Origin of the sequence: Micromonospora sp. NPDC048898, assembly GCF_043198035.1 — a bacterium.
Taxonomy (GTDB): Bacteria; Actinomycetota; Actinomycetes; order Mycobacteriales; family Micromonosporaceae; genus Micromonospora.
On sequence record NZ_JBICUF010000002.1, the window covers coordinates 590,660 to 611,697 of the forward strand.

Here is a 21,038-nt window from a genome sequence, read left to right on the forward strand (position 1 = left end):
GCATAGCCTAGCCCGGCTGGTCAGCGCGACGGTGGCCGCCATCGCCGGGCAGTCGACGTGGCAGTCCCAGACCGATGGTGTTTACTTCCCGCCATGTCGGCTGCCGGCTCCCTGCTCGCGGTGGTGCCTGCCGCCGCGGTGCTCCTGCTCACCGTCGTGACGAGGCCGCGCGGGGCCGCCGGGGTGGCACCGCTGCGGCTCGCCGTGGTGCGCGCCGCCCTGCTCAGCGGGGCGTACGCGGTGCTCGTCGTCGAGGTGCTCGGCGCGTCGCACGCGCTGACCCGGCCGGCGTTCGTCGCCGCCTGGCTGTTCTTCCTGCTCGCCTGCGCGGCTGCGGCGCGGGTGCGCTGGCGCCGGGACGCCACTGCCGTGCGGCAGCCCGCCGCGGCACCCCGACCGGTACCGGTCGGCGCGGCGGTGGCCGCCGGCGTCGGCCCGGAGCTGCCCGCGCCGAGCACCGACGCTGACCCAGCCGGGCGCGACCACCGGCCGGCCGGTGGGGCCCGCAGCGGCCCGCTCGCCAGGGCGCTCGACATCTGGCGTACGGCGGGGCGGGGCGAGCGCCTGCTCGCCGGCACGGTCGGCGGGCTGGTCCTGGTGGAGTTGCTCGTCGCGCTGCTGGCCGAGCCGAACAACTTCGACTCGCAGACGTACCACCTGCCGAAGGTGGAGCGCTGGGTGGCCCAGGGCGACCTGGACTTCTGGCCCACCGCCATCCACCGGCAGGTGACCATCCCACCCGGAGCCGAGTACCTGCTGCTGCACCTGCGCCTGCTGACCGGCGGGGACCGGTTGCACAACCTGGTGCAGTGGGCCGCCGGAGTGCTCTGCCTGCTGGTGGCCGCACGGATCACCGCGCAACTCGGCGGCGGTCGGCGGGCTCAGTTGTTGACCGCGTTCGTGCTGGCCACCACGCCGATGGTGGTGCTCCAGGCGACAAGCACGCAGACCGACCTGGTCTGCGCGGCCTGGGTGGCCTGCGCGGCGACCCTGGTGCTGGACGGGCTGCGTCGGCGGACCGGCTGGGGCACCCTGCTCGGGCTGGGGGCGGCCACCGGGCTGACCGCGGTGACGAAGACGAGTGGCCTGATCGCGGTGGGCCCGCTGCTCGTACTCTGGGGGTTGGCGCAGCTCCGACTGGCCCTGGCCAGCCGGGCACCGGCTGCCGGGGCGTCGACTGCCCGCCCGGCCCCGGCGTCCCGCCCGGCCGCTGGCGCGGCGCGCGTCATCTGTGGTTCGGTGCTGATCCTGCTGGTCGCGGCCGTGGTGGTCGGCCCGTTCCTGGCCCGGGTCACTGCCGAGTTCGGGCATCCGCTGGGCCCGCCCCGGTTGCGGGAGTCGATCCCGATGGAACGGCACGATCCCCCGTCGATCCTGGTCAACGCGCTGCGGATCGGGCACACCGCGTTCGACACGCCGCTGGCGCCGCTGCGTGACCTCGGCGGGAAGGCGATCATCGGCGGCGCGGACGCGATCGGGGTCGACCCCCAGGACCGGGCCATCACGTTCGGCCGGGAGATCTTCCCGGAACCCGCCTGGTACCCGGACGAGGACCGGGTGGCGTTCCCGATCGCCGGAGCGCTGGCGTTGGTCGGCGCGGTGGTCGCGCTGGCCCGGCCGCGCCGGATCGACAGCGGGCAGGTCGGGCCGCTGCGCGCGTACGCGGTGGTGGTGCTGGCGACAGTCCTGCTGCACACCTCGATGCTCAAATGGCAGCCGTGGGGCAACCGGCTACTGCTCTACGCCCTGGTGTTGGCCGTGCCGCTCGCCGGGCTGTGGCTGGACGCGCTCCTGCGGCGCCGCGCCAGCGCCGCCCGGAACGCGACGAACACGGCCGGCCCGGGTGGGCGGCGACGGTCGGTGGCCACCCTGGCGGTGGTCGTCGTGTTGGTCACCTCGGCGCTGGCCGGGATGCTCGCACTGTCGTACGGCTTCCCGCGCCGACTCGTCGGCTCCGGCTCGGTCTTCACCACCTCGGACTGGGACACCCGGTTCCTGCGCCGCCCGCAGTGGGCCGACGAGTTCCGCTGGGCCGCCGGGGCGGTCCGGGACAGCGGCGCGCGGCGGATCGGGCTGGTGGAGCAGAACGACAACTGGGAGTACCCGTGGTGGCTGCTGCTGCGCCAGCCGGACGGCCGTTCGCCGGAGCTGGTGTCGTTGCAGTCGGTCCTGCCGGAACGGCCGCCGGCCGATCCCACCTCGGTGGACGCGATCGTCTGCACCGGCGCCAAGGCGGCCTGCGCCAAGCTCGTTCCGGCCGGCTGGCGGTTGGAGTTCCGCGACTACGTGGGCTACGCGCTGCCACCCGGCCGCTGATCCGGCCGGACACTCGCACCGGCCCCGCACCGTCACGCGGCCAACGCCCGGATCGTCCGATCCGGGCGGTTCGGCAGCCCGCGCGCAAGGATCCGAGACGCATTCACATCGGTTGATCTGCACGTTACCGTCTGGTAACTCAGTCGACGTCCCGCGACTGAGCCGAAAGGAGTGCGTCGATGCCTGCAATCCCCGCCAGGCCCGAACGCGCGACCCGACGACGGGCCAGCACCGTGGTCGTCTCCGTCGCCGCTCTCGTGCTACCGATGCTCGCCGGACCTGCCGCCCCGGCCACCGCCGCCGACCGACCGGCCGTCCAACCACTCCCCGCCAACCTCGAAGCCGTCCGCGCCGCCGAGGCCACCGCCCTCTACGGCAGCCCGGCGATCCGCCCGATCGAGCAACGCCGCACCGCGTTGGTCACCATGGGCGACAGCGAGATCTCCGGCGAAGGCGTCGGCAACTACGTCCCCGGCACCCACCAGGACGGCAACTGGTGCGACCGCTCGTACGACCAGGCGGTCTTCCGGACCGGCATCCCGTCGGACACGCAGTACAACATCGCCTGTTCCGGTGCCACCCCGTGGAACCTGATCGCCGGCGGCCCGACCCAGCACAACGAGCTGAACCAGGGCGACTACCTGGGCATCAAGGCGCGCAACACGCACGTGAAGCTGATCTGGGTGGTCGTCGGCGCGAACGGTGACGGCACCATCCAGTTCGGCCCGGTCGCCACCGACTGCGCCATCCGTCGGGTGTTCTTCCAGGGAGCCTGCTATCCCACCTACACCGACCAGTGGACGATCCGCACCGACGGCAGTCGGCAGGCCGTGACCGACGCGCTCACCGACATCCGGCAGACCATGACCAACGCCGGCTACCTGCGCTCGGACTACGAACTGGTGCTCATGTCGTACCCGAGCCCGGGTAGCCCGGACGTGGAGGACAACCCGAACTTCCCCGGCTGGTACTCCGGTGGTTGTCTGCTCTACCTGGCCGACGCGGCGTTCGCCCGCAACAAGGCGGTGCCGCTGTTCGAGTCGGCGCTGCGCGCCGCCGCCACCGCGACCGGCACCCGCTACCTGGACGCCAGCCGGCTCTTCCACGGGCACGAGGTGTGCACCGACAACACCTCGGTCCGCGGCCTGTTCATCGAGGTGGGGATCTGGAACGAGAACGCCGCCCGCCAGTCGTTCCACCCGAACGCCCGGGGGCACGGCATGTTCGCCCAGTGCATCACCCAGTTCTGGAACTCCGGTCAGGAGCGGGCCAGTTGCGTCGACCCGGCCAGCACCGGCGGCGGCGTACTCTACCCGGGCCTGCTGGAGTTCAGGCAACTGCGCAACCTGGCCACCGGCACCTGCGTCGACGGCCGGGGCTACGACTCCCGCAACGGCACAGTCCAGCAGCCGCACGCCTGTCACGGTGGGCGTAACCAGGGCTTCTGGTACGACTCGACCCGGCGGTCGCTGCACTCGGAGCTGTCCCACGACCGCTGCCTGGACGTCGCCAACAGCTCGTTGACCGCCGGCACCCCGGTCAACATCTACGACTGCAACGGCACCGGCGCACAGCAGTTCGTGTTCGTGGGCAACCAGCTACGGCCGGCGGCGGCGAGCAACCTCTGCGTGGCGTTCGACAACCCGTTGCTGGGCAGCTCCCGCCTGCGGTTGGCCACCTGCGGAAGCAGCACCCGGCAGCAGTGGTCGTTCGAGGCCCGTACCGCCGCCAACCCGGTCGGCTACGGGCACGACGACTTCATCGGCTCCCGCGTCTACTGACGAAGAGGGGCCCCTGCTCGACGCAGGGGCCCCTCGGTCACTTGGCTCGGGGGACGAGGATGAGGCGGGCCACGCCCCTGTCGCCGTCCTGGGTGCCGGCGACACCGAGCGTGGCGCCGACCTTCACCTCACTCGGCTGCACCGTGGCCCGCCGCTCGACGACCCGCAGGTCGTCGCCGAAGGTCCAGGTCATGGTGAAGCCGTCGGTGGACTTGACGGTCATCGAGTCACCGTCGATCGCGGTCACCTCACCGCGCTGCACGGCGACGGTCTGCGTACCCTCCTTGGTCTGCACCACCGCCGTACCGTGCAGGGTGTTCTTCCGCAGCTGCACGCGGGCCTGGCGGCGCTTGCGCCACTCCTCGCCGCGCTTCTCCCGGGCCTTCTCCCCGGCCGTGGGCGAGGCACCGGGCGTCGGGGTGGCCGGCGCGGCGATGGTCCGCACGTCCAGGTCGTCCGCGTCGAAGCCCATCGCGGTCAGCGCCTGGCCCTCCACGCCCATCGCGGCGGCGACCTCGACGGCGACCTCCCGGGCGGGTTGGCTGGCCACCTCGGCCGCACCGCAGCCGCTGACACCGAGCGCGACCGCCGCGAGCAGCGCCGTGGTGCCGGTGGCGAATCCCCAACGTGGCATGGCTTTTCCTCTCGTCCGTGGAGGTCTCAGCCTCTCCCGCGACGACGAGCGGAGCGTCAGGCCGATGTTCGGGCCAGGTAAGGATCGCCGGGCAGCCGGACCGTGAAGGCGGCCCCGCCCTCCGACGCGTGCCCGGCGGCGATCGCCCCGCCCAGCCGCCGGACCAGCCCGGCCGCCAGCGCCAACCCCAACCCGCTGCCGACCTTGCGCACCCCCCGGTAACGCTGGTGCAGCGCGCCGCGTTCGAACGCCACCGCCAGGTCGTCGTCGGTGAAGCCCGGCCCGCCGTCGCGGACCTCCAGCACGCCGCCGGCGGCCGGGTCCGCACCGGCCGGCCGGACCGCGAGCACCACCGGCGACCCCGGGGGTACGACCCGCAGCGCGTTCTCCAGCAGCCCGTCCAGCACCTGCCGGATGCGCCCCGGATCGGTGTACGCGGGCACTGGCTGACCGGGCGTCTCTACCCGGAACGGCACGCCCACCGCCGCACACCGGCCGGCCCAGGTCGGCTCGGCGTCCAGGGCCAGTCGGGTCAGGTCCACCGACACCGGTTCGAGGGGGAAGTCGGCGGCCTCCAGCCGGGCCAGCGCCAGCAGGTCACCGATCAGCCGGTCCAGGTGTTGGGCCTCGGCCAGCATCGTCCGGCCGGTGTCGACGGTGTCGTCCGCGCCGAGCACCCCGTCGGCGAGCGCCTCGGCGTACCCCCGGATCGCGGTCAGCGGGGTGCGCAGTTCGTGCGACACGGACAGCAGGAACTCCCGTTGCCGCCCCTCACTGGTGGCCAGTGCGGCGGCCAGCCCGTTCAACGCCTCGGCCAGGTCGGCGACCTCGTCCGGCGGCTCGACCGGCACCCGGACGGCGCGGTCGCCGGCGCGTAGCCGGGCGGCGGCGGTGGCCGCGACGCGGATCGGCCGGGCCAGCCGGCGGGCCAGCAGCAGCCCGGCCACCACACCGGCGGCCAACCCGGCCAGCAGCGGCAACCAGAGGCTCAGCAGCACCCGGGCCCACAGCCCGGGTGCCGCCGCACGGGAGAGCACCACCCCGTTGCCGTTGGGTAGCGCACGGCCCTCGACCAGGGCGCGCTCCCCGTTGACGACGCGCCGCACCGACACGTTGCGACCCTGCCCGATCCGCTGCACCACCCGAGTCGGCAGGCCCGGCCGGTCGACCGCCCCGCGCCGGATCAGGTACGCGTCGATGCCCTGGTCACGCAGTTGCTGGACGAGCCGTTCCTCGTCCGCGGTGCGGCCCCGGTCGAGGCGGGTCCGCAGCACCTCGGCGGCGAGCCGGGCCTGCGCGGCGAGTGCGTCCTGATCGCGTCGCTCCGCCCCACGGATCGCCAACGGCACCGCGACGATCGCGGTGACCAGCACCGACACCAACGCGACCGCGCAGGTGACAAGCACCGCCCGGGCGGTCAGGGTGCGGCCGAACCGGCCTCGTCGAGGTGCGGCGGGCGGGCCGGCGCCGATCACCGGCAGGAACATGGTCGGCGACTCGACAGGCCCGGGGTGATCAGGCATCGACCGCGTACCCCACGCCACGGTGGGTGCGGATCACGCTGGTCGGGCCGAGCTTCGCCCGCACCTGTGCGACATGCACGTCCACCGTGCGGGTGCCGGCGTGTGCCGCGTAACCCCAGACCCCGGCCAGCAACTCCTCCCGGGTGAAGACCCGACCGGGCCGGGCCATCAGGTGGGCCAGCAGGTCGAACTCGGTGGAGGTGAGCTGCACCGGCGCGCCCGCGACGGTGACCGTGCGGCGGCCCGGGTCGAGCGTCACCGGGCCGACGACACGCGGCCGGTCCGCGCCCTCCGGGCCACCGGCGGCCCGGCGCAGCACCGCCCGCACCCGGGCGACCAACTCGCGGGGGCTGAACGGCTTGGTGACGTAGTCGTCGGCGCCCAACTCCAGGCCGACGATCCGATCCACCTCGTCGTCCCGGGCGGTGAGGAAGATGACCGGGGTCCAGTCGCCGACCTCGCGCATCCGGCGGCAGATCTCGGTGCCGGGCAGGCCCGGCAACGCGATGTCCAGAACGCAGGCCACCGGGCGCAACCGGCGGGCGGCGCTCAGGCCGGCAAGACCGTCCCGTTCCAGGTGGACGCCGAATCCGTCCCTGGCTAGGTAAAGCCGGACCAGGTCGGCGATGGCCGGTTCGTCCTCGACCACGAGGACGAGCCCGCGGTGCGGCGGTTCGACGGTCACCGGCCCATGATTGCCGACGACGAACGCTCGACGCGATCGGTGTGTGTTCGAGTTCGGTAAAGGTGCGGCAAGGCGTGGCCGGGTTTCAGCTCACCAGGACGGAGCGAACATCCCGGGCCGCGCGCCGGCCGGCGCGTCGCCGATGCTGGCGACGACCCTCGCGCCGGGCGGCCGCAGGCGGCTCCGGAACGCCTGGTTGAGCAGCGCGTCGAGCTGCCAGACCTGCTTCGCGTGGCTGGTGCGGATCAGGAACCGCTCACGGATCCCGTCGATCGCGGTGGCCGCCATCTCGACCGACTGGAGTCGCGGGTCCGGGCTCCAGGTGACGTTGCTCAGCTCGCGCAACTCGGTGTTGAGATGCAGGCGCAGACGGTGCAGTAGTCGGGTCTGCTGGGTCACCACCAGTCGACGGTGGGTGAGCAGCAGCAGGTAGTCGCCGGTGACCGGACGGTCGGGGCGGCTGCAACGGGTGACCAGGATGGTGGCGTCACCGGAGCCGACACAGCGCCGGAAGACCGGCATGTGCCGGCTCACGGTCTGCACGGCCAGGCCAGCCTCGGTGGCGGCCGGGAGGAACGTTCGGGAGAAGACGTCCATGACCTGCCCAACGACCTCCCCGGCGGGGTGACGTGGGTCACGATGCACTTTTGGAAGTTCCACGCCGGGGGTCGCACTGGCTGTCCGATTTCCGACGTGGACGGATCATGGTCAGGAATCGGGCTGAAGAGGACTGGCGGCGAACAGCTCCGCCAACCAACCGGGGACCGCCTCGGCGTACTCGGCGCGGGACCTGTCGACGGTGTCCAGGGCGCGACGCCAGGACAGCGACCGGCTCACCGCCCCCAGGTTGATCGCGAGGTCGACGGCCTCGACGAGGGTCCGGCGGTCGTACCTGTCGGTCCACGCCTCCAGGTAGGCGTCCCGCAGGCGAGCCAACCGGGCGTCGTCGGCCGCCAGTTCCGTGGCGTACCGGATGGACCGCAGGGTCACCAGCAACGTGCCGAAGGGGTGCGCCACCGAGGCGTCGCCCCAGTCGAAGTAGCGGTAGCCGTCCGAGGCCGCGAAGACGTTGCCGTCGTGCAGGTCGTCGTGTTGGACGGTGGCCGGGATGCCGATGTCGGCGAGCCGTCGACACCGCTCGGCGTACGACGGCAGCTCCGCCCGCAGCCGCTCGTGCACATCCGGGCTGAGCCCACCCTCGGCACCGACAAGCAGCGACTCCCGATCGTCGAGCAGCTCGGCGAGCAGCCCGGCCAGCACCTCCGGGCGGTGGTCCGGCACACCCTGGGCGACCAACTCGTCGGCGTGCGGCACGGTGGCCAGTTGGAGCGCCGCGTACCCGGGCAGCGCCCGCTCCCAGTGCGCCAGATCGGGGTCGCGCGCCAGCACCTCCCGCAACGACTCGCCACCGTCGGGCAGCAGCGACCAGCCCTGCGCCGGGTCCACCGCGATGGGCGTCAGCACCCGTGCCGGCGTCAACCGGGCGAGCGTCGCGATCAGGACCGCCTCGTGCACGGTGCCCGGGTTGTTGGCCTTGAACCAGACCGGGCCGTCGTCGGTGGGCACCCGCCAGACCAGCGACCAGGGGCGCACCCGAGGCTCCACCGGCCCGGTCACCCGCCGGCCGGACTGGCTCAGCCGCGCGTCGACCCAGGACCGGGCCCCTGCCTGCCACTGCTCGGTGGACCAGGGCGCGGCGTGCGGGTCAGCGTTCGTCGTCACGCTGGGCACCCTAGGCGGCCCGCCCGCGCCGACGCGAGCGCGTTTGCGGCCTCGGGGGAGTCAGACCAGCTCGACGATCGTCGCGTTGGCCATGCCGCCGCCCTCGCACATGGTCTGCAGGCCGTAGCGGATCCCGTTGTCCCGCATGTGCTGGAGCATGGTGGTCATGATCCGGGCACCGGAACCGCCGAGCGGATGACCGAGGGCGATCGCCCCGCCACGCGGGTTGAGCCGCTCCGGGTCCGCCTCGGTCTCCGCCAGCCAGGCCAGCGGCACCGGGGCGAACGCCTCGTTCACCTCGTACACCCCGATCTCCTCGATGCCCAACCCCGCGCGGCGCAGCGCCTTCGCGGTGGCCGGGATGGGGGCGGTGAGCATGGTGACCGGGTCGTCGGCGGCGACCACGGCGGTGTGGATCCGGGCCAGCGGGCGCAGGCCGTGCCGGCTGGCCCAGTCGGAGGTGGTCACCGCGAGGGCGGCGGCGCCGTCGGAGATCTGCGACGCGGACCCGGCGGTCACCACGCCCTCGGCACGGAACGGGGTGGCCAGCTCGCCCAGCTTCTCCAGGGAGGTCTCCCGGCGGATGCCCTCGTCGGCGGCGAACTTGCCCCCGTCGGCGAGCGGCACCGGGGTCAGCTCCGGGTCGAACGCGCCGGCGTCCTGCGCGGCGGCTGCCTTCTCGTGGCTGGCCAGTGCGAACTCGTCCAGCTGGGTACGGGAGAGCCGCCACCGCTGGGCGATCAACTCGGCCCCGACCCCCTGGTTGAACGGCAGCGGCGCATCGTCGGCGAAGCCCTCGACACCCCGGTAGCGGGCGCGCAGCTGATCACTGAACGGCATGCCGTCGGCCACACTGGAGCCCATCGGCACCCGGGTCATCGACTCGACCCCGCCGGCGACCACCAGGTCGGCCTGGCCGGAGAGCACCGTCGCGGCGGCGAAGTGCAGGGCCTGCTGGCTGGAGCCGCACTGCCGGTCCAGGGTGGTGCCGGGCACCGTCTCGGGCCAGCCGGCGGCGAGCACGGCGTTGCGGGCGACGTTCCACGACTGCTCGCCGACCTGGGACACGCAGCCCCAGTAGACGTCGTCGACCTGGGCCGGGTCGATCCCGGTGCGCTCGGCGAGGGCACGCAGCACGTGCGCCGAGAGGTCGACCGGGTGGACGTCGGCGAGGCTGCCCCTGCGCCGTCCGACCGGGGTGCGCACCGCTCCGACGATGACCGCGTCACTCATGTTTACTCCCCGGTAACGTGGGCTGTCCCGATCCTACGTTGTCCGTGGACCGACTGATTGCCCCCGGGCTTGCCTCCCTCTACCGACACGCCGGTACGCGCCCGCGCCGGTGGTACGGGGCACTCGCGGACCGGGCGGGCACTCGCGGACCGGGCCGGCACTCGCGGACCGGGCCGGCACTCGCGGACCGGGCCGGCACTCGCGGACCGGGCCGGCACTCGCGGACCGGGCCGGCACTGCCGGGAGCCGGCAGCCGCTGGCATGCTGAGCGGGTGGATGAGATCTCCCCAGTCCGGCAGTGGCGAGTGCCGGCGAGCCTACCGGCGGCGAAGCTGGCCGGTGCGGTCCTGCTGGTCCTGCTCGGGCTGCTCTTCGCCGACGACGACCCGGTGCGGTTGGTGCTGGCCGTCCTGGCCGCCGCCGCGCTGGCCACTTGGGCGGTACGCGACCTGATCGCACCGGTCCGACTGGCGGTGGATCCGGCAGGACTCACAGTCATTCGCGGGTTCGCTGGTCGCCAACTGCTGCCCTGGCCGGCGATCGAGGCGATCACCGTGGACCGGCGACCGCGACTGGGGCTCACGTCCGAGGTCCTGGAGATCGACGCGGGCGTGTCACTGCACCTCTTCGGCCGATACGACCTGGGCGCCACCCCGGAAGAGGTCGCCGTCGCGCTACGCGCCGCCCCCCGCTCCTGACACCCTGAGATCTTGGAAGGAAACCGCCCCTCCGGGGGCACCTTCCTTCCAAGATCTCGATCGAGACGTCAGCCGAGCAGGACGGCGGTGCGGACGAGGACCAGAGCGAGCAGGACCAGCAGGATGATCCCGCCACCGGTGGCCTGCGCCAACGTGCGCCAGCCGCGGGGCGCGTACGCGAGCACCAACGCCATCAGCCCGCCGACCGCCAGCCCGCCCAGGTGCCCGGGGATCGAGATGCCCGGGACGGCGAAGGTGAAGACCAGGTTGACGACCAGGACCGGCACGATCGACGAGGTGTTGTGGCCGAGACGTCGCATGATCACGAAGATCGCGGCGAAGAGCCCGAAGGTGGCCGTCGACGCACCGACGGTTGACTGGTTGGGGGCACTGAACAGGAAGACCGCGACGTTGCCGCCGAGGCCCGCGATCAGGTAGAGGGCGAGGAAGCGCACCCGGCCCAGCGCGCCCTCCAACTCCCGGCCGAGCACCCACAGCGCCCACATGTTCAGCAGCAGGTGAAGCAACCCGTAGTGCAGGAACATGGCGGTGAACAGTCGGTACCACTCGCCGGCCGCGACCCCGTGCACCGGGCCGAAGGGCACGTACGAGGCGTAGCCGAGCACGCCGCCCCACCGGGTGAGCGGTGTCTCGCCGCCGGCCAGCCCGCCGAAGCCGGAACCGCCCGCTGCCGCGTCGCCACCCCGATCGGAGGCGATGGACAGCACCATGAGCAGCACGTTCACGGCGATCAGCGCCTTGGTGACATAGCCGTGCCGGCCGGCGATACCGCCACCGAAGGCGGTACGCGCCGGCCGGACACTGCGACGTCCCTCGTTGACGCACTCCGGGCACTGGTGCCCGACGGACGCCTCCCGCATGCAGTCCGGACAGATCGACCGGTCGCAGCGGGTGCACCGCACGTAGGTCTCCCGGCCGGGGTGCCGGTAGCAGACCGGGGCGGTCGGCGGAGACTCACTCACCGGGCCGCCCCTCCGTCCACCGACACGCGATCCACCGACGCCGGCCGGTGCGGTGCTCCGGAGCGCTCAATCATGCGAGCAAAGGTACCTCGCCGGTCGGTCAGGAAGCAGACCGCTCGATCTCGACCCGCTCGATGACGACGTCCTGCAGCGGACGGTCGCTCGGGCCGGTCGGGGTGCTCGCGATCGAGTCGACGACCTTCACCGACTGCTCGTCGGCAACCTGGCCGAAGATGGTGTGCCGGTTGTTGAGGTGCGGCGTCGGGGACACGGTGATGAAGAACTGCGAACCGTTGGTGCCCGGTCCGGCGTTCGCCATCGCCAGCAGGTAGGGCCGGTCGAAGCGCAGCTCCGGGTGGAACTCGTCAGCGAACTTGTAGCCCGGCCCGCCCCGACCGGTACCGGTCGGGTCGCCCATCTGGACCATGAAACCGCTGATCACCCGGTGCGAGATGGTGCCGTCGTAGTACGGCCCACTGCCCGGCTGACCGGTGCGCGGGTCGGTGTACTCACGGTTGCCCTCGGCCAGGTCGACGAAGTTGCGGACGGTCTTCGGCGCGTGGTTCGGGAAGAGCTCCAGCCGGATCGAGCCAGCGTTGGTGTGCAGGGTGGCGTAGACAGCCTCGGCCACGGGTACTCCTCACTCGTTGGTCAGTTCCATGCGGATCCTCCCATGTGCCCGATCTGGCATCGCGGAGGCATCCGTTGGTGGAGGATGACGAAGGAACAACTCCCAGGAGGTAGGACCGTGTTTGGATTCGGGCGGCGTAAGTCCCAGGGGCAGTTGGCCAAGGCCGAGCTGAACCAGAGCATCAGCCACCTGGTGCAGGCAGCCAACCACGCCGCGAAGGGTGCCGGCGCGACAGTCGGCCCGCGGGTCCAGGTGGCCCGGGGCTACGTCGGGCCGGCCGCGGCGAGGGTTCGCGACCAGGCGTCGACCGGCTGGGGGACGACACTCACCACGCTGGCACCGCTGGCCGCGGCGGCCCGTGACGGCGCCGCGCAGGCAGGGCCGCTGACCAGGAAGGCCAAGTCGAAGACCATGCGGATCACCGGTAAGAAGAAGCAGCCGCGCCGTCGCGGCCCGATGATGACCGGCCTGCTGGCGGCAGGTGTCGTCGCCGGCCTGGCCGGCGCGGTGGCCCTGCGTCGCCGCCGGGAGCAGCAGGAGTGGGCCGAGTACGACCCGACCCGCGGCAGCCTTGAGCCGATGCGTGACGAGGTCGACTCGATCGAGGTGCGCACGCCGCCCGCCACCAAGGGCACCGACGGGGCGGCCATGACCGGTGCCGCGGGGATGACCGGTGCCGGCAGTTCGGCAGTGGCCGGCGGCACCAGCGCGAGCACCACCGGCCCGGCCAAGCAGACCGGCATCCGCCCGACGGACAAGGTCCCGTCGGTCGCCGAGGGTGCCACGGACGTCTCCGGTCGGCCGACCGACGACCTCACCAAGGCGCTGGGCAAGGACAAGGACACCGCCCGCACCAACGGCCGCCGCTGACACCAGCGACAGCGCATCGAGCGCCGACGAGCGGGCTGCCCCCGCTCGTCGGCGCTTCCGCGGACGCGGGGCTCGCACGGACGCGGGGCTCGCACGGACGCGGGGCTCGCACGGACGCGGGGCTCGCACGGACGCGGGGCTCGCACGGGCGGGCCCCCACGCGGGCGGACCCTCGCATGATCGACTCGGCTTTCAGGAAGTCGGGGTGTCCGGGAGCGCGGGATGCCGCGACTTCATGAAAGGCGAGTGGATCACTGCGCCTGCCGGGCGGCGGAGCGGTCCAGTCGCTCCCGCCGCGCGGTCTAGAGCCACCCGTTGCGGCGGAACCACCGGTAGAGGGCCAGTGAGACGCCGAGCATGAGGGCCAGCACCACCGGATAGCCGTACGTCATCTTCAGCTCGGGCATGTTGTCGAAGTTCATCCCGTAGATGCCGGCGATGGCGGTCCACACCGCGGCGATGCCGGCCCAGGCAGCGATCTTGCGCATGTCGTTGTTCTGGTCGACGGTGACCTGGGCCAGCCGCGCCTGGAGGATCGAGTTCAGCAGGTCGTCGTAGGAGTTCACCTGCTCCACGGTGCGGCTCAGGTGGTCCTGCACGTCCCGGAAGTACTTGCGAATCTCCTTGGGCACGTCCCGGTTGACCTGCGAGGTCAGCGTCATCAGCGGTCGTTGCAGCGGCACCACCGCCCGCTTGAACTCCACCAACTCCCGCTTCATCTGGTAGATCCGCTGGATCCGCCCGTGTCCCTGCCGGTCGAAGACCTCGGCCTCCAGCATGTCCAGGTCGTCCTCGATCTGGTCGGCGACCTCCAGGTAGAGGTCGACCACCCGGTCGGTCACCCCGTACGCCACCGCCCACGGGCCGTGCAGCAGCAACTCCTGCTTGGTCTCCAGGTCGGCGCGGATCGGGGCGAGCCGGCAGGCGTCCCCGTGCCGGACGCTGATCACGAAGTTCGGGCCGATGAAGAGCATCACCTGCCCGGTCTCCACGACCTCGGAGTTCTCGGTCAGCTCGGCGTGCTCGCAGTACCGCGCGGTACGCAGCACCAGGAAGACGACGTCGCCGAACCGCTCCAGCTTGGGGCGCTGCTCGGCCTTCACCGCGTCCTCGACGGCCAGCTCGTGCAGCCCGTAGGTCTCCGCGATGGCGGTCATCTCGGCCAACTCGGGCTGGTGCAGACCGATCCAGACGAAGCCGTGCTCCTCCCGGCGGGCCGCGGTCAGCGCCTCGGCGTACGTCCAGTCGCCGGGTTGCCGCTTGCCGTCGACGTAGAGCGCGCAGTCGACCACCGCGCTGCGACCGGTGCCACTGGGGGCCGGCACGGGCGGCGAACCGTCGGCGTTGAGGATCCGGGTCATCGCCCGGACCGGGGAGGGCCAGGCCCGAGGTCGCAACACCCGGCCGGTGGACGGCGGTGCCGTCCGGTCCCGCTCTGTCCGATCCGTCATCGCGTCACCTCCCACGCTCGGCTGCGGCTTGCAGGCTACGCCGACCGCGGTCGAGGAGACGTGTGACGGCGGTCGCGTGGGGGCCGCCGCAGGCCGGCCAATCCCTGTGCAACAGGCCCCTTGGGGCGGCGCCGGGCGGGCCGGGCCGCATCGGGGGGTGTGCGGGGACGACACGGCCCACCCGGCACCTGTGGGGGCGGGAGGTTGTGCTGCCGCGTCACCCCACTCGCGGCCAGCCCGGAGACCGGGTGGTGACGTCCGCAACAGCTGAAGGGTGGCGCTCGCAGCATTGTGGGGCCGCCGACCACCCGGGCGGGAGTCCCGAGGCGGCCAGCGCCGCCCTTCTGTCGGGAACCCGACAGTCAGCCCGGCTCGGGACCGCCCCGGACTCAACTCCGGACCGCCTCCGGCCTCAGCTTCGGACGCCCTCCGCCCTCAGCTGCGGACCGCCTCCACGGCCTCGGCGAGCCGACGGACACCCTCGTCGATCTTGTCAGCGGTCACCGCCGAGAAGGCCAACCGGAGCGCGTGCCGCCCACCGTCCAGCACGAAGTCGCTGCCCTTGACCACGGCGACCCCCCGCTCGGCCGCCGCCGGGGCGAGCCGGTCGACGAGCACGTCCTCCGGGAACTCGACCCAGAGGAAGTAGCCGCCGTCGGGTTCCACGAACCGCGCCTGCGGCAGGTGCCGGCGCAACGACTCGGCGAGCACCCGGGACCGCTCACCCAGCGCCGCTCGTACCGTCTCGATCGAGCGGTCGATGTCACCGGAGACGCAGAACTCGTGCACGATCGCCTGGGACACCATGCCCGGCGAGATGTAGAGGCTCGTCGCGTTCTTGGCGATGGCGGCGATCAGATCCGACGGGCCGACCAGGTAACCGACCCGGACACCCGGGCAGACCGTCTTGGTGAAGCTCGACGCGTGCACCACCACGTTGCGGGTGTCCAGCGAGAGCATCGACGGCAGCGCCTCGCCCCGGAACCGGACGTCCGCGTACGGGTCGTCCTCGAAGATCGTGAACTCGTACTCGGCGGCGAGGTCGAGCAACTCCCGACGCTTCTCCAGCGACAGCGTCATGCCGGCGGGGTTCTGGTAGTTCGGGATGACGTGCGCGAGCCGGGGCCGGACCCCGGACTCCAGCAGCTTGCGCAGCTCGGCGGTGTCGAGGCCGTCCGGCTGGACCGCGATGGAATGCAGCTCACTGCCCATCCGCTGGAGGTTGAGCAGCGTCCGGTCGTACGTCGGGCGTTCCACCACCACCGCGTCGCCGGGGCGGACCAGGTGGTCGAAGAGGAACGCGTCGGCCTGGAGGGACCCGTTGGTGACAAGCACCTGGTCGGCCTGGACGCCGTGCTTGTCGGCGATCCACTTCCGCAGCGGAAGGTAACCGACGGAGGTGCCGTACGCCGTGACCCCCGCGGGGTCGGCGTCGAAGGCGCGGACGGCTGCGGCCTTGAGCCCCTCGACATCGACGATGTCCAGCGAGGGAGCCCCACGGGCAAAGGAGATCAACTGCTCGGCGGTCATGGATGTTGAGCGTACGGGCGGCGGCGGGGGACGCGCGGACGGCACGGCGATGTCCGCATCCTGAGCCACCGGGACGGGTGACCCGACTCCACCGGTCGGCGGCAGATCAGACCGGAAGGGCGAGCGCGTCGTGGTGCGCCACCCGGGACAGTCCCTCAAACTGCACGCCGATCGCGTCGAGGAGCTGACTCCAGTCGAAGTAGGAGCGCCAGGCGGTGATCCGGCCGTGCCGAGCACGGACCACGTCGGCCACCTCCCAGCTCACCAGCCGGCCGGTGGGCGCGACGGTGCCGTACGGCGAATGCAGCGTGCCGGTGTGGGTGCCGGTCAGACGCAGCTCGACGGCGGCGCCACCGCCGGTGCGGACCGCGCCGAGCGGGTCGACCCGCAGGTCCCCGAAGGCGCCCGTCCAGGTGCGCAGGAGTGCGGGCAGCTCGATCGGGCGGACCGTCACGCCCGGCATGGAGTAGAACGCCTCCGGAGCGTAGAGATCCGGTAGACGGGCCACGTCCCGACGCAGGAGCATGGCGTACTGCTGCTCGACCAGCCGCTCCGCGTCACGCATCGGAGACCTCCCCCGCGGGCCACGGCGTCTCCGTGCCCGCAGGGGATCCTTACCCGTCGATCCGGCCGGCCACACCTGCTCGGCTCAGGTCGTGGCGGCCACCTGACTCTCCGCCCAGACCCGCATGATGTCCCGTACCGAGATCACCCCGGCCACCTCGCGGCCGTCCAGCACCACCAGGTGCCGGAACCCGCCCCGGGCCATCGCGGCGGCGGCCTCGGCCACCGTCCACTCCGGGCCCGCGTAGACCACGTCCCAGGTCAGGTGGGCGCCGGTGCGTTCCACGTCGCAGTCCAGGCCGGCGCCGATGGCCTTCAACACGTCACGTTCGGTCATGATCCCCACGCCCTCGGAATCCGGGTCGATCACGACCGCCGACCCGACACCGCGGGCCGACATCATCCGAGCCGCCTGTCGGAGCGTGTGCTCCGGACCGACGACAAGGACCTGGCTGGACATCGCATCCCGTACCCGCATCACACATCACCCCTTTGGGACGGTGGCATTCGGTACGGACATGGTGGTCTGTGGATGTTTCCGGGACAAGAGCGGCATCGCACAAGCTGCGGACGCTGGCTACTGTCGGATGGTGTCCACCGAGCCCCTGCGCTGCGCCGGCGCGCTGATCGTCGACCACGACGGCCGCATCTTCTTCCAGCGCCGCTCACCGCACCGACGCCTCTTCCCCAACTGCTGGGACATCGTCGGCGGCCACCTGGAGCCGGGTGAGGAGATCGACGAGGCGCTCCGCCGGGAGATCACCGAGGAGACCGGCTGGGTCCTCTCCCATGTCCTGGGCCAGGTGGGCGAGTACACCTACGTGGGCGACGACGGCCTGGCCCGGATCGAGTACGACTTCCTGGTCCGTGTCGACGGTGACCTCGCCCGGCCGACGTTGGAGGTCGGCAAGCACACCGAGTACCGCTGGCTGGCCGAGCACGAGGTGACAGCGCTGGACGAGCACCGCGACGTCAACGACGGGCTGATCCGGCGGATCGCGGAGGAGGGCTTCGCCGTCCTGCGGTCGATCGGTCTGTGAACACCGTCGAGCTGGCGCCGCACCGCGTCGCCGGGCTGCTCGCCCCGGCCGTGGACCGGGTCTTCCGCGCCGGCATGCTGGCCGGCCGCGACGGCGGGGGCGCCGAGCTGAGCCAGCGGTACGGCGGACCGACCGCGAGCGGCTTCCTGGTGGACCTGCGCACCCGCCTGGCCGCGCCGGGCGGCACCGTCGACGCCCCTGGATTCGCGGCGATCACCCGGTACGGAGACCCGGTCGTCGCCCGCCGGACAGTGGACAAGCACGTGGCGCACGGGATGCTGCACCGCGGCCCCGACGGCGCGCTCTCCGCCACCGAGCGGGGCGCGGCCTTCCTCACCGAGCTGTACCAGGTGCACGCGGAGGTCACCGAGGAGCTGTGGGCCGGGCACGACGAGCGGGTGTCCCGGCTGGTCGCGGTGCTCGGCCGCCTGCTGTCGTACGCGCTGGTGCTGGCCGACGAGGAGGGTGACCGGGGCGGTTCGGCCTTCGCCGCGTTGGCGCCTCCGCACGAGCCGGACGGCACCGGATCGGGCGTGCTGCTGCTCAACCGGCTCGGTACGCTGCGCTACCACCGCGCCGACGCGCACGCCGCCGCCTGGGCCGCCGCCGGGCACACCGCGTCGAGCGTCGCCGCCCTGCCGGCCGGCCCCGAACGGCTCGCCATCGAGCTGGAGACCGACCGCCGGGCTGCCGGCCCGTACTCCGTGCTCAGCGCGGACGAGCGGCTGAGCATGCTCGCCGACCTGGCCGCACTGCCCGGCTGACCCGGTTGGCCCCAGCGGCGAGGCCAGCCGGCGCTATCCTCCAGCGGTGACGGGGAGCAGGACGAGGGAGGATGTCGCGATGATCGGAATGGTGCTCGCGGCCGGGGCGGGACGACGGCTGCGCCCGTACACCGACACCCTGCCCAAGGCTTTGGTGCCGGTGGACGGCGAGACCACGATCCTGGACATCGCGTTGGGCAACCTCGCCGAGGTCGGGCTCACCGACATCGTGATCGTGGTCGGCTACGCGGCGGACGCGGTCCGCGAGCGGCAGGCCGACCTGGAGAAGAAGTACGGGGTCACGCTGACCCTGGTGCACAACGACAAGGCCGAGGAGTGGAACAACGCCTACTCGCTCTGGCTGGCCCGGGAGTACTTCGCCCGTGGGGTGCTGCTCGTCAACGGGGACACCGTGCACCCGGTGAGCGTGGAGAAGACCCTGCTCGCCGGGCGCGGGCCAGGCATCCTGCTCGCGGTGGACACGCTGAAGGCGCTGGCCGAGGAGGAGATGAAGACCACCTTCGACGCCGCCGGCCAGCTCACCCGGATCACCAAGATCATGGACCCGGGCGAGGCGTACGGGGAGTACATCGGCGCGACGCTCATCGAGCCGCAGGTCGCCGACGCCCTCGCCGACGCGTTGGAGGCGACCTGGCGGCGGGACCCGAACCTCTACTACGAGGACGGCTACCAGGAGTTCTCCGACCGGGGCGGGGAGGTGCGGGCGGCGCCGATCGGTGACGTCCCGTGGGTCGAGGTCGACAACCACGCCGACCTGGCCCGCGCGCGGGAGATCGCGTGCCGCTACTAGCTCGGAGCGTCCTCACCCCGCTGCACATCGACGTGCGACGGGGGGCGGTGGCCGACCTGGCGGCGATCCTTTCCGACGGGCGGATCTCCGCCGGCGGTGACGTCGCGGTGGTGGTCGGCCCGGGTCAGGGCACCCAGATCGCGGAGCTGATCCGACCGTCACTGCGAACGGCCGACGTGTTCACCGTCTCCGGGGGCACCCTGGACGCCGCCGACGACCTCGGCGGCAAACTGCGCGCCCGGTCGTACGACGCGGTCGTCGGGATCGGTGGCGGCAAGACCATCGACGTGGCCAAGTACGCGGCGACCCGCCGAGGGCTGCCGATGGTGTCGGTGGCGACGAGCCTCGCCAACGACGGGATCGCCTCCCCGGTGGCCAGCCTCATCACCGACGGGCTCAAGGGCTCCTACGGCGTGCACATCCCGATCGCGGTGATCGTCGACCTGGACTTCGTGGAGAGCGGCCCGGACCGGCACAACCGGGCCGGCATCGGCGACGTGATCAGCAACATCAGCGCGCTCGCCGACTGGGAGCTGGCCCGCCGGGTACGCGTCGAACCGTTCGACGGGCTCGCCGCCTCGCTGTCCCGGGCGGGTGCCGAAGCGGTGCTCAACCACCCGGGCGACATGGCCGACGACGCCTTCGTCACCGTGCTGGCCGACGCGTTGATCTCCAGCGGCCTGGCCATGGCCATCGAGGGCACCAGCCGCCCGTGCAGTGGCGGCTGCCACGAGATCATGCACGCCATCGACGCGCTCTTCCCCGGCACCGCCTCACACGGCGAGTTGGCCGGGCTGGGCGCGCTGTTCTGCACCTGGCTGCGCGGGGACCTGCGCCGCTTCGGGGAGATGTCGGCCTGCCTGGCCCGGCACGGTCTGCCCCGGCTCCCCGCCGAGGTGGCGCTCAGCGACGACCAGTTCGTGGAGGCGGTGCAGTTCGCGCCGCGTACCCGACCGGACCGGTACACCATCCTCGAACACCTGGCGCTGTCTCCTACCGAGACCCGGGACCGGCTGGCAGACTACGCCGGTGCAATCCGCGACCAGCTTGGCTGACCCCCGTCCCACCATCGCCGACTTCCACCGGGTGAACCGGGGCGGCGGCCTGTTCAGCGAGTCGATCAGCCAGTGGCTGGGTGCCGTCTTCGCGCTCGTCGCCCAGCGCCTCGGGCTGCGACCGACCGCGCTGACCATCACCAACCTGGTGCTCGGGCTGGCCACCTCGGTCACCGTGGTGGCACTCGCCGGCCCGGTCGCCGCCGGCGACGTACCGGCCTGGGTGGTCGGCCTGCTCGCCCTGGTCGGCTGGCAGGTCGCGTACTCCCTGGACTGCGCCGACGGGCAGCTCGCCCGGGTGACCGGCCAGGGCAGCGCGGCCGGGGCCCGGGTCGACGTGCTCTGCGACGTGGCCGCGCAGATCGCCCTGGTCGCCGCGCTCGCCGCCACCGCTGTCGCGCAGGAGCCGTCGACCCCGACCTGGCTGGTGGCGACCTTCGCGGGCACCTGGATGGTCAACCTGGTCACGTCGGTCATGCAGGCCGGCCCGAACGCCGCCAGCATGGTCACCTCGACCTCACTGCCGGTACGCCTGGTGAAGCTGGTCCGCGACTACGGCGCGGTGATCTTCGTGGCCGCCCTGGTGCTCGCCGTGGCCCCCGCGCTGGTCCTCTGGGTGCTCGTCGCGTTCACCATCGTCAACGGCGGCTTCCTGCTGGCCAGCATCGCCTTCTCCGCCCGCGCCTCCCTGTAGGGGCCCTGCGGCGCGTCGACGGAACGCCACCCGTTGGCATCCTTCGTCGTCGG

Annotated in this window: 21 protein-coding genes; 9 read left to right on the forward strand and 12 right to left on the reverse strand. The window is 72.4% G+C overall.

What is annotated here, in order from left to right:
• The first annotated feature begins 93 nt into the window (after positions 1-93).
• Both ACGFIQ_RS09450 and ACGFIQ_RS09455 read left to right on the forward strand, forming a co-directional pair.
• Complete coding sequence (locus ACGFIQ_RS09450) at positions 94-2,316, forward strand: glycosyltransferase family 39 protein (RefSeq protein ID WP_393241754.1); 2,223 nt, start codon at positions 94-96, stop codon at positions 2,314-2,316.
• A 179-nt stretch (positions 2,317-2,495) separates the two neighbouring features.
• Complete coding sequence (locus ACGFIQ_RS09455; protein ID WP_393241757.1) at positions 2,496-4,097, forward strand: ricin-type beta-trefoil lectin domain protein; 1,602 nt, start codon at positions 2,496-2,498, stop codon at positions 4,095-4,097.
• A gap of 37 nt (positions 4,098-4,134) precedes the next feature.
• On the opposite strand, the gene ACGFIQ_RS09460 is transcribed toward ACGFIQ_RS09455, so the two are convergent.
• The 6 genes from ACGFIQ_RS09460 to ACGFIQ_RS09485 form a co-directional block, all read right to left on the reverse strand.
• Positions 4,135-4,731 carry a hypothetical protein gene (locus ACGFIQ_RS09460; protein ID WP_393241760.1) on the reverse strand — a complete coding sequence of 199 codons (597 nt, stop codon included), beginning with the start codon at positions 4,729-4,731 and terminating at the stop codon, positions 4,135-4,137.
• Between the two features lie 56 nt (positions 4,732-4,787).
• Positions 4,788-6,254, reverse strand: coding sequence for a sensor histidine kinase (locus ACGFIQ_RS09465; RefSeq protein ID WP_393241762.1), 1,467 nt, complete (start codon positions 6,252-6,254; stop codon positions 4,788-4,790).
• A complete protein-coding gene (locus ACGFIQ_RS09470; protein WP_393241765.1) occupies positions 6,247-6,939 on the reverse strand; it encodes a response regulator transcription factor in 693 nt (230 codons plus the stop codon). The genes ACGFIQ_RS09465 and ACGFIQ_RS09470 overlap by 8 nt, the downstream gene beginning before the upstream one ends.
• 90 nt (positions 6,940-7,029) lie before the next feature.
• A complete protein-coding gene (locus tag ACGFIQ_RS09475) occupies positions 7,030-7,536 on the reverse strand; it encodes a hypothetical protein (RefSeq protein WP_393241768.1) in 507 nt (168 codons plus the stop codon).
• Between the two features lie 111 nt (positions 7,537-7,647).
• Positions 7,648-8,661 carry an aminoglycoside phosphotransferase family protein gene (locus ACGFIQ_RS09480; RefSeq protein WP_393241771.1) on the reverse strand — a complete coding sequence of 338 codons (1,014 nt, stop codon included), beginning with the start codon at positions 8,659-8,661 and terminating at the stop codon, positions 7,648-7,650.
• Between the two features lie 60 nt (positions 8,662-8,721).
• Positions 8,722-9,894: a thiolase family protein gene (locus ACGFIQ_RS09485; RefSeq protein WP_393241773.1), complete on the reverse strand. Its 1,173-nt coding sequence runs from the start codon at positions 9,892-9,894 to the stop codon at positions 8,722-8,724.
• Positions 9,895-10,166: 272 nt separating this feature from the next.
• On the opposite strand from ACGFIQ_RS09485, the gene ACGFIQ_RS09490 reads away from it, so the two are divergent.
• Positions 10,167-10,592 carry a PH domain-containing protein gene (locus tag ACGFIQ_RS09490; RefSeq protein ID WP_393241776.1) on the forward strand — a complete coding sequence of 142 codons (426 nt, stop codon included), beginning with the start codon at positions 10,167-10,169 and terminating at the stop codon, positions 10,590-10,592.
• Between the two features lie 68 nt (positions 10,593-10,660).
• Here the strand turns inward: ACGFIQ_RS09490 and ACGFIQ_RS09495 are convergent, their stop codons facing one another.
• Both ACGFIQ_RS09495 and ACGFIQ_RS09500 read right to left on the reverse strand, forming a co-directional pair.
• Positions 10,661-11,575, reverse strand: a complete 915-nt coding sequence (locus ACGFIQ_RS09495; RefSeq protein ID WP_393241779.1) for a rhomboid family intramembrane serine protease — start codon at positions 11,573-11,575, stop codon at positions 10,661-10,663.
• A 100-nt stretch (positions 11,576-11,675) separates the two neighbouring features.
• Positions 11,676-12,206, reverse strand: coding sequence for a peptidylprolyl isomerase (locus ACGFIQ_RS09500; RefSeq protein ID WP_357065819.1), 531 nt, complete (start codon positions 12,204-12,206; stop codon positions 11,676-11,678).
• An 84-nt stretch (positions 12,207-12,290) separates the two neighbouring features.
• On the opposite strand from ACGFIQ_RS09500, the gene ACGFIQ_RS09505 reads away from it, so the two are divergent.
• Entirely contained in the window at positions 12,291-13,076 is a 786-nt protein-coding gene (locus ACGFIQ_RS09505) for a hypothetical protein (RefSeq protein WP_393241782.1), read from the forward strand.
• 302 nt (positions 13,077-13,378) lie between these two features.
• Here ACGFIQ_RS09505 and corA read toward each other — a convergent pair whose 3' ends face one another.
• From corA to ACGFIQ_RS09525, 4 genes are all read right to left on the reverse strand, one after another.
• Entirely contained in the window at positions 13,379-14,527 is a 1,149-nt protein-coding gene (gene corA / locus ACGFIQ_RS09510; protein ID WP_393241785.1) for a magnesium/cobalt transporter CorA, read from the reverse strand.
• 435 nt (positions 14,528-14,962) lie between these two features.
• Positions 14,963-16,057, reverse strand: a complete 1,095-nt coding sequence (locus ACGFIQ_RS09515; protein WP_393241788.1) for a PLP-dependent aminotransferase family protein — start codon at positions 16,055-16,057, stop codon at positions 14,963-14,965.
• A 106-nt stretch (positions 16,058-16,163) separates the two neighbouring features.
• Complete coding sequence (locus tag ACGFIQ_RS09520) at positions 16,164-16,622, reverse strand: ester cyclase (protein WP_393241791.1); 459 nt, start codon at positions 16,620-16,622, stop codon at positions 16,164-16,166.
• Between the two features lie 84 nt (positions 16,623-16,706).
• Positions 16,707-17,099, reverse strand: a complete 393-nt coding sequence (locus ACGFIQ_RS09525; protein ID WP_393241794.1) for a cyclic nucleotide-binding/CBS domain-containing protein — start codon at positions 17,097-17,099, stop codon at positions 16,707-16,709.
• Between the two features lie 109 nt (positions 17,100-17,208).
• Between ACGFIQ_RS09525 and ACGFIQ_RS09530 the strand changes: the two genes are divergently transcribed.
• The 5 genes from ACGFIQ_RS09530 (at position 17,209) to ACGFIQ_RS09550 (ending at position 20,985) form a co-directional block, all read left to right on the forward strand.
• On the forward strand, positions 17,209-17,661 hold the full coding sequence (locus ACGFIQ_RS09530; protein ID WP_393241797.1) for an NUDIX domain-containing protein: 453 nt from the start codon (positions 17,209-17,211) through the stop codon (positions 17,659-17,661).
• A complete protein-coding gene (locus ACGFIQ_RS09535) occupies positions 17,658-18,425 on the forward strand; it encodes a hypothetical protein (protein ID WP_393241800.1) in 768 nt (255 codons plus the stop codon). The genes ACGFIQ_RS09530 and ACGFIQ_RS09535 overlap by 4 nt, the downstream gene beginning before the upstream one ends.
• A gap of 79 nt (positions 18,426-18,504) precedes the next feature.
• Positions 18,505-19,236 carry a sugar phosphate nucleotidyltransferase gene (locus tag ACGFIQ_RS09540; RefSeq protein WP_393241803.1) on the forward strand — a complete coding sequence of 244 codons (732 nt, stop codon included), beginning with the start codon at positions 18,505-18,507 and terminating at the stop codon, positions 19,234-19,236.
• Entirely contained in the window at positions 19,224-20,291 is a 1,068-nt protein-coding gene (locus ACGFIQ_RS09545) for an iron-containing alcohol dehydrogenase family protein (RefSeq protein ID WP_393241806.1), read from the forward strand. The genes ACGFIQ_RS09540 and ACGFIQ_RS09545 overlap by 13 nt, the downstream gene beginning before the upstream one ends.
• The gene (locus tag ACGFIQ_RS09550) at positions 20,266-20,985 is read left to right on the forward strand and encodes a CDP-alcohol phosphatidyltransferase family protein (protein ID WP_393241809.1); all 720 of its coding nucleotides are present in this window, start codon (positions 20,266-20,268) and stop codon (positions 20,983-20,985) included. The genes ACGFIQ_RS09545 and ACGFIQ_RS09550 overlap by 26 nt, the downstream gene beginning before the upstream one ends.
• Positions 20,986-21,038 lie beyond the last annotated feature (53 nt).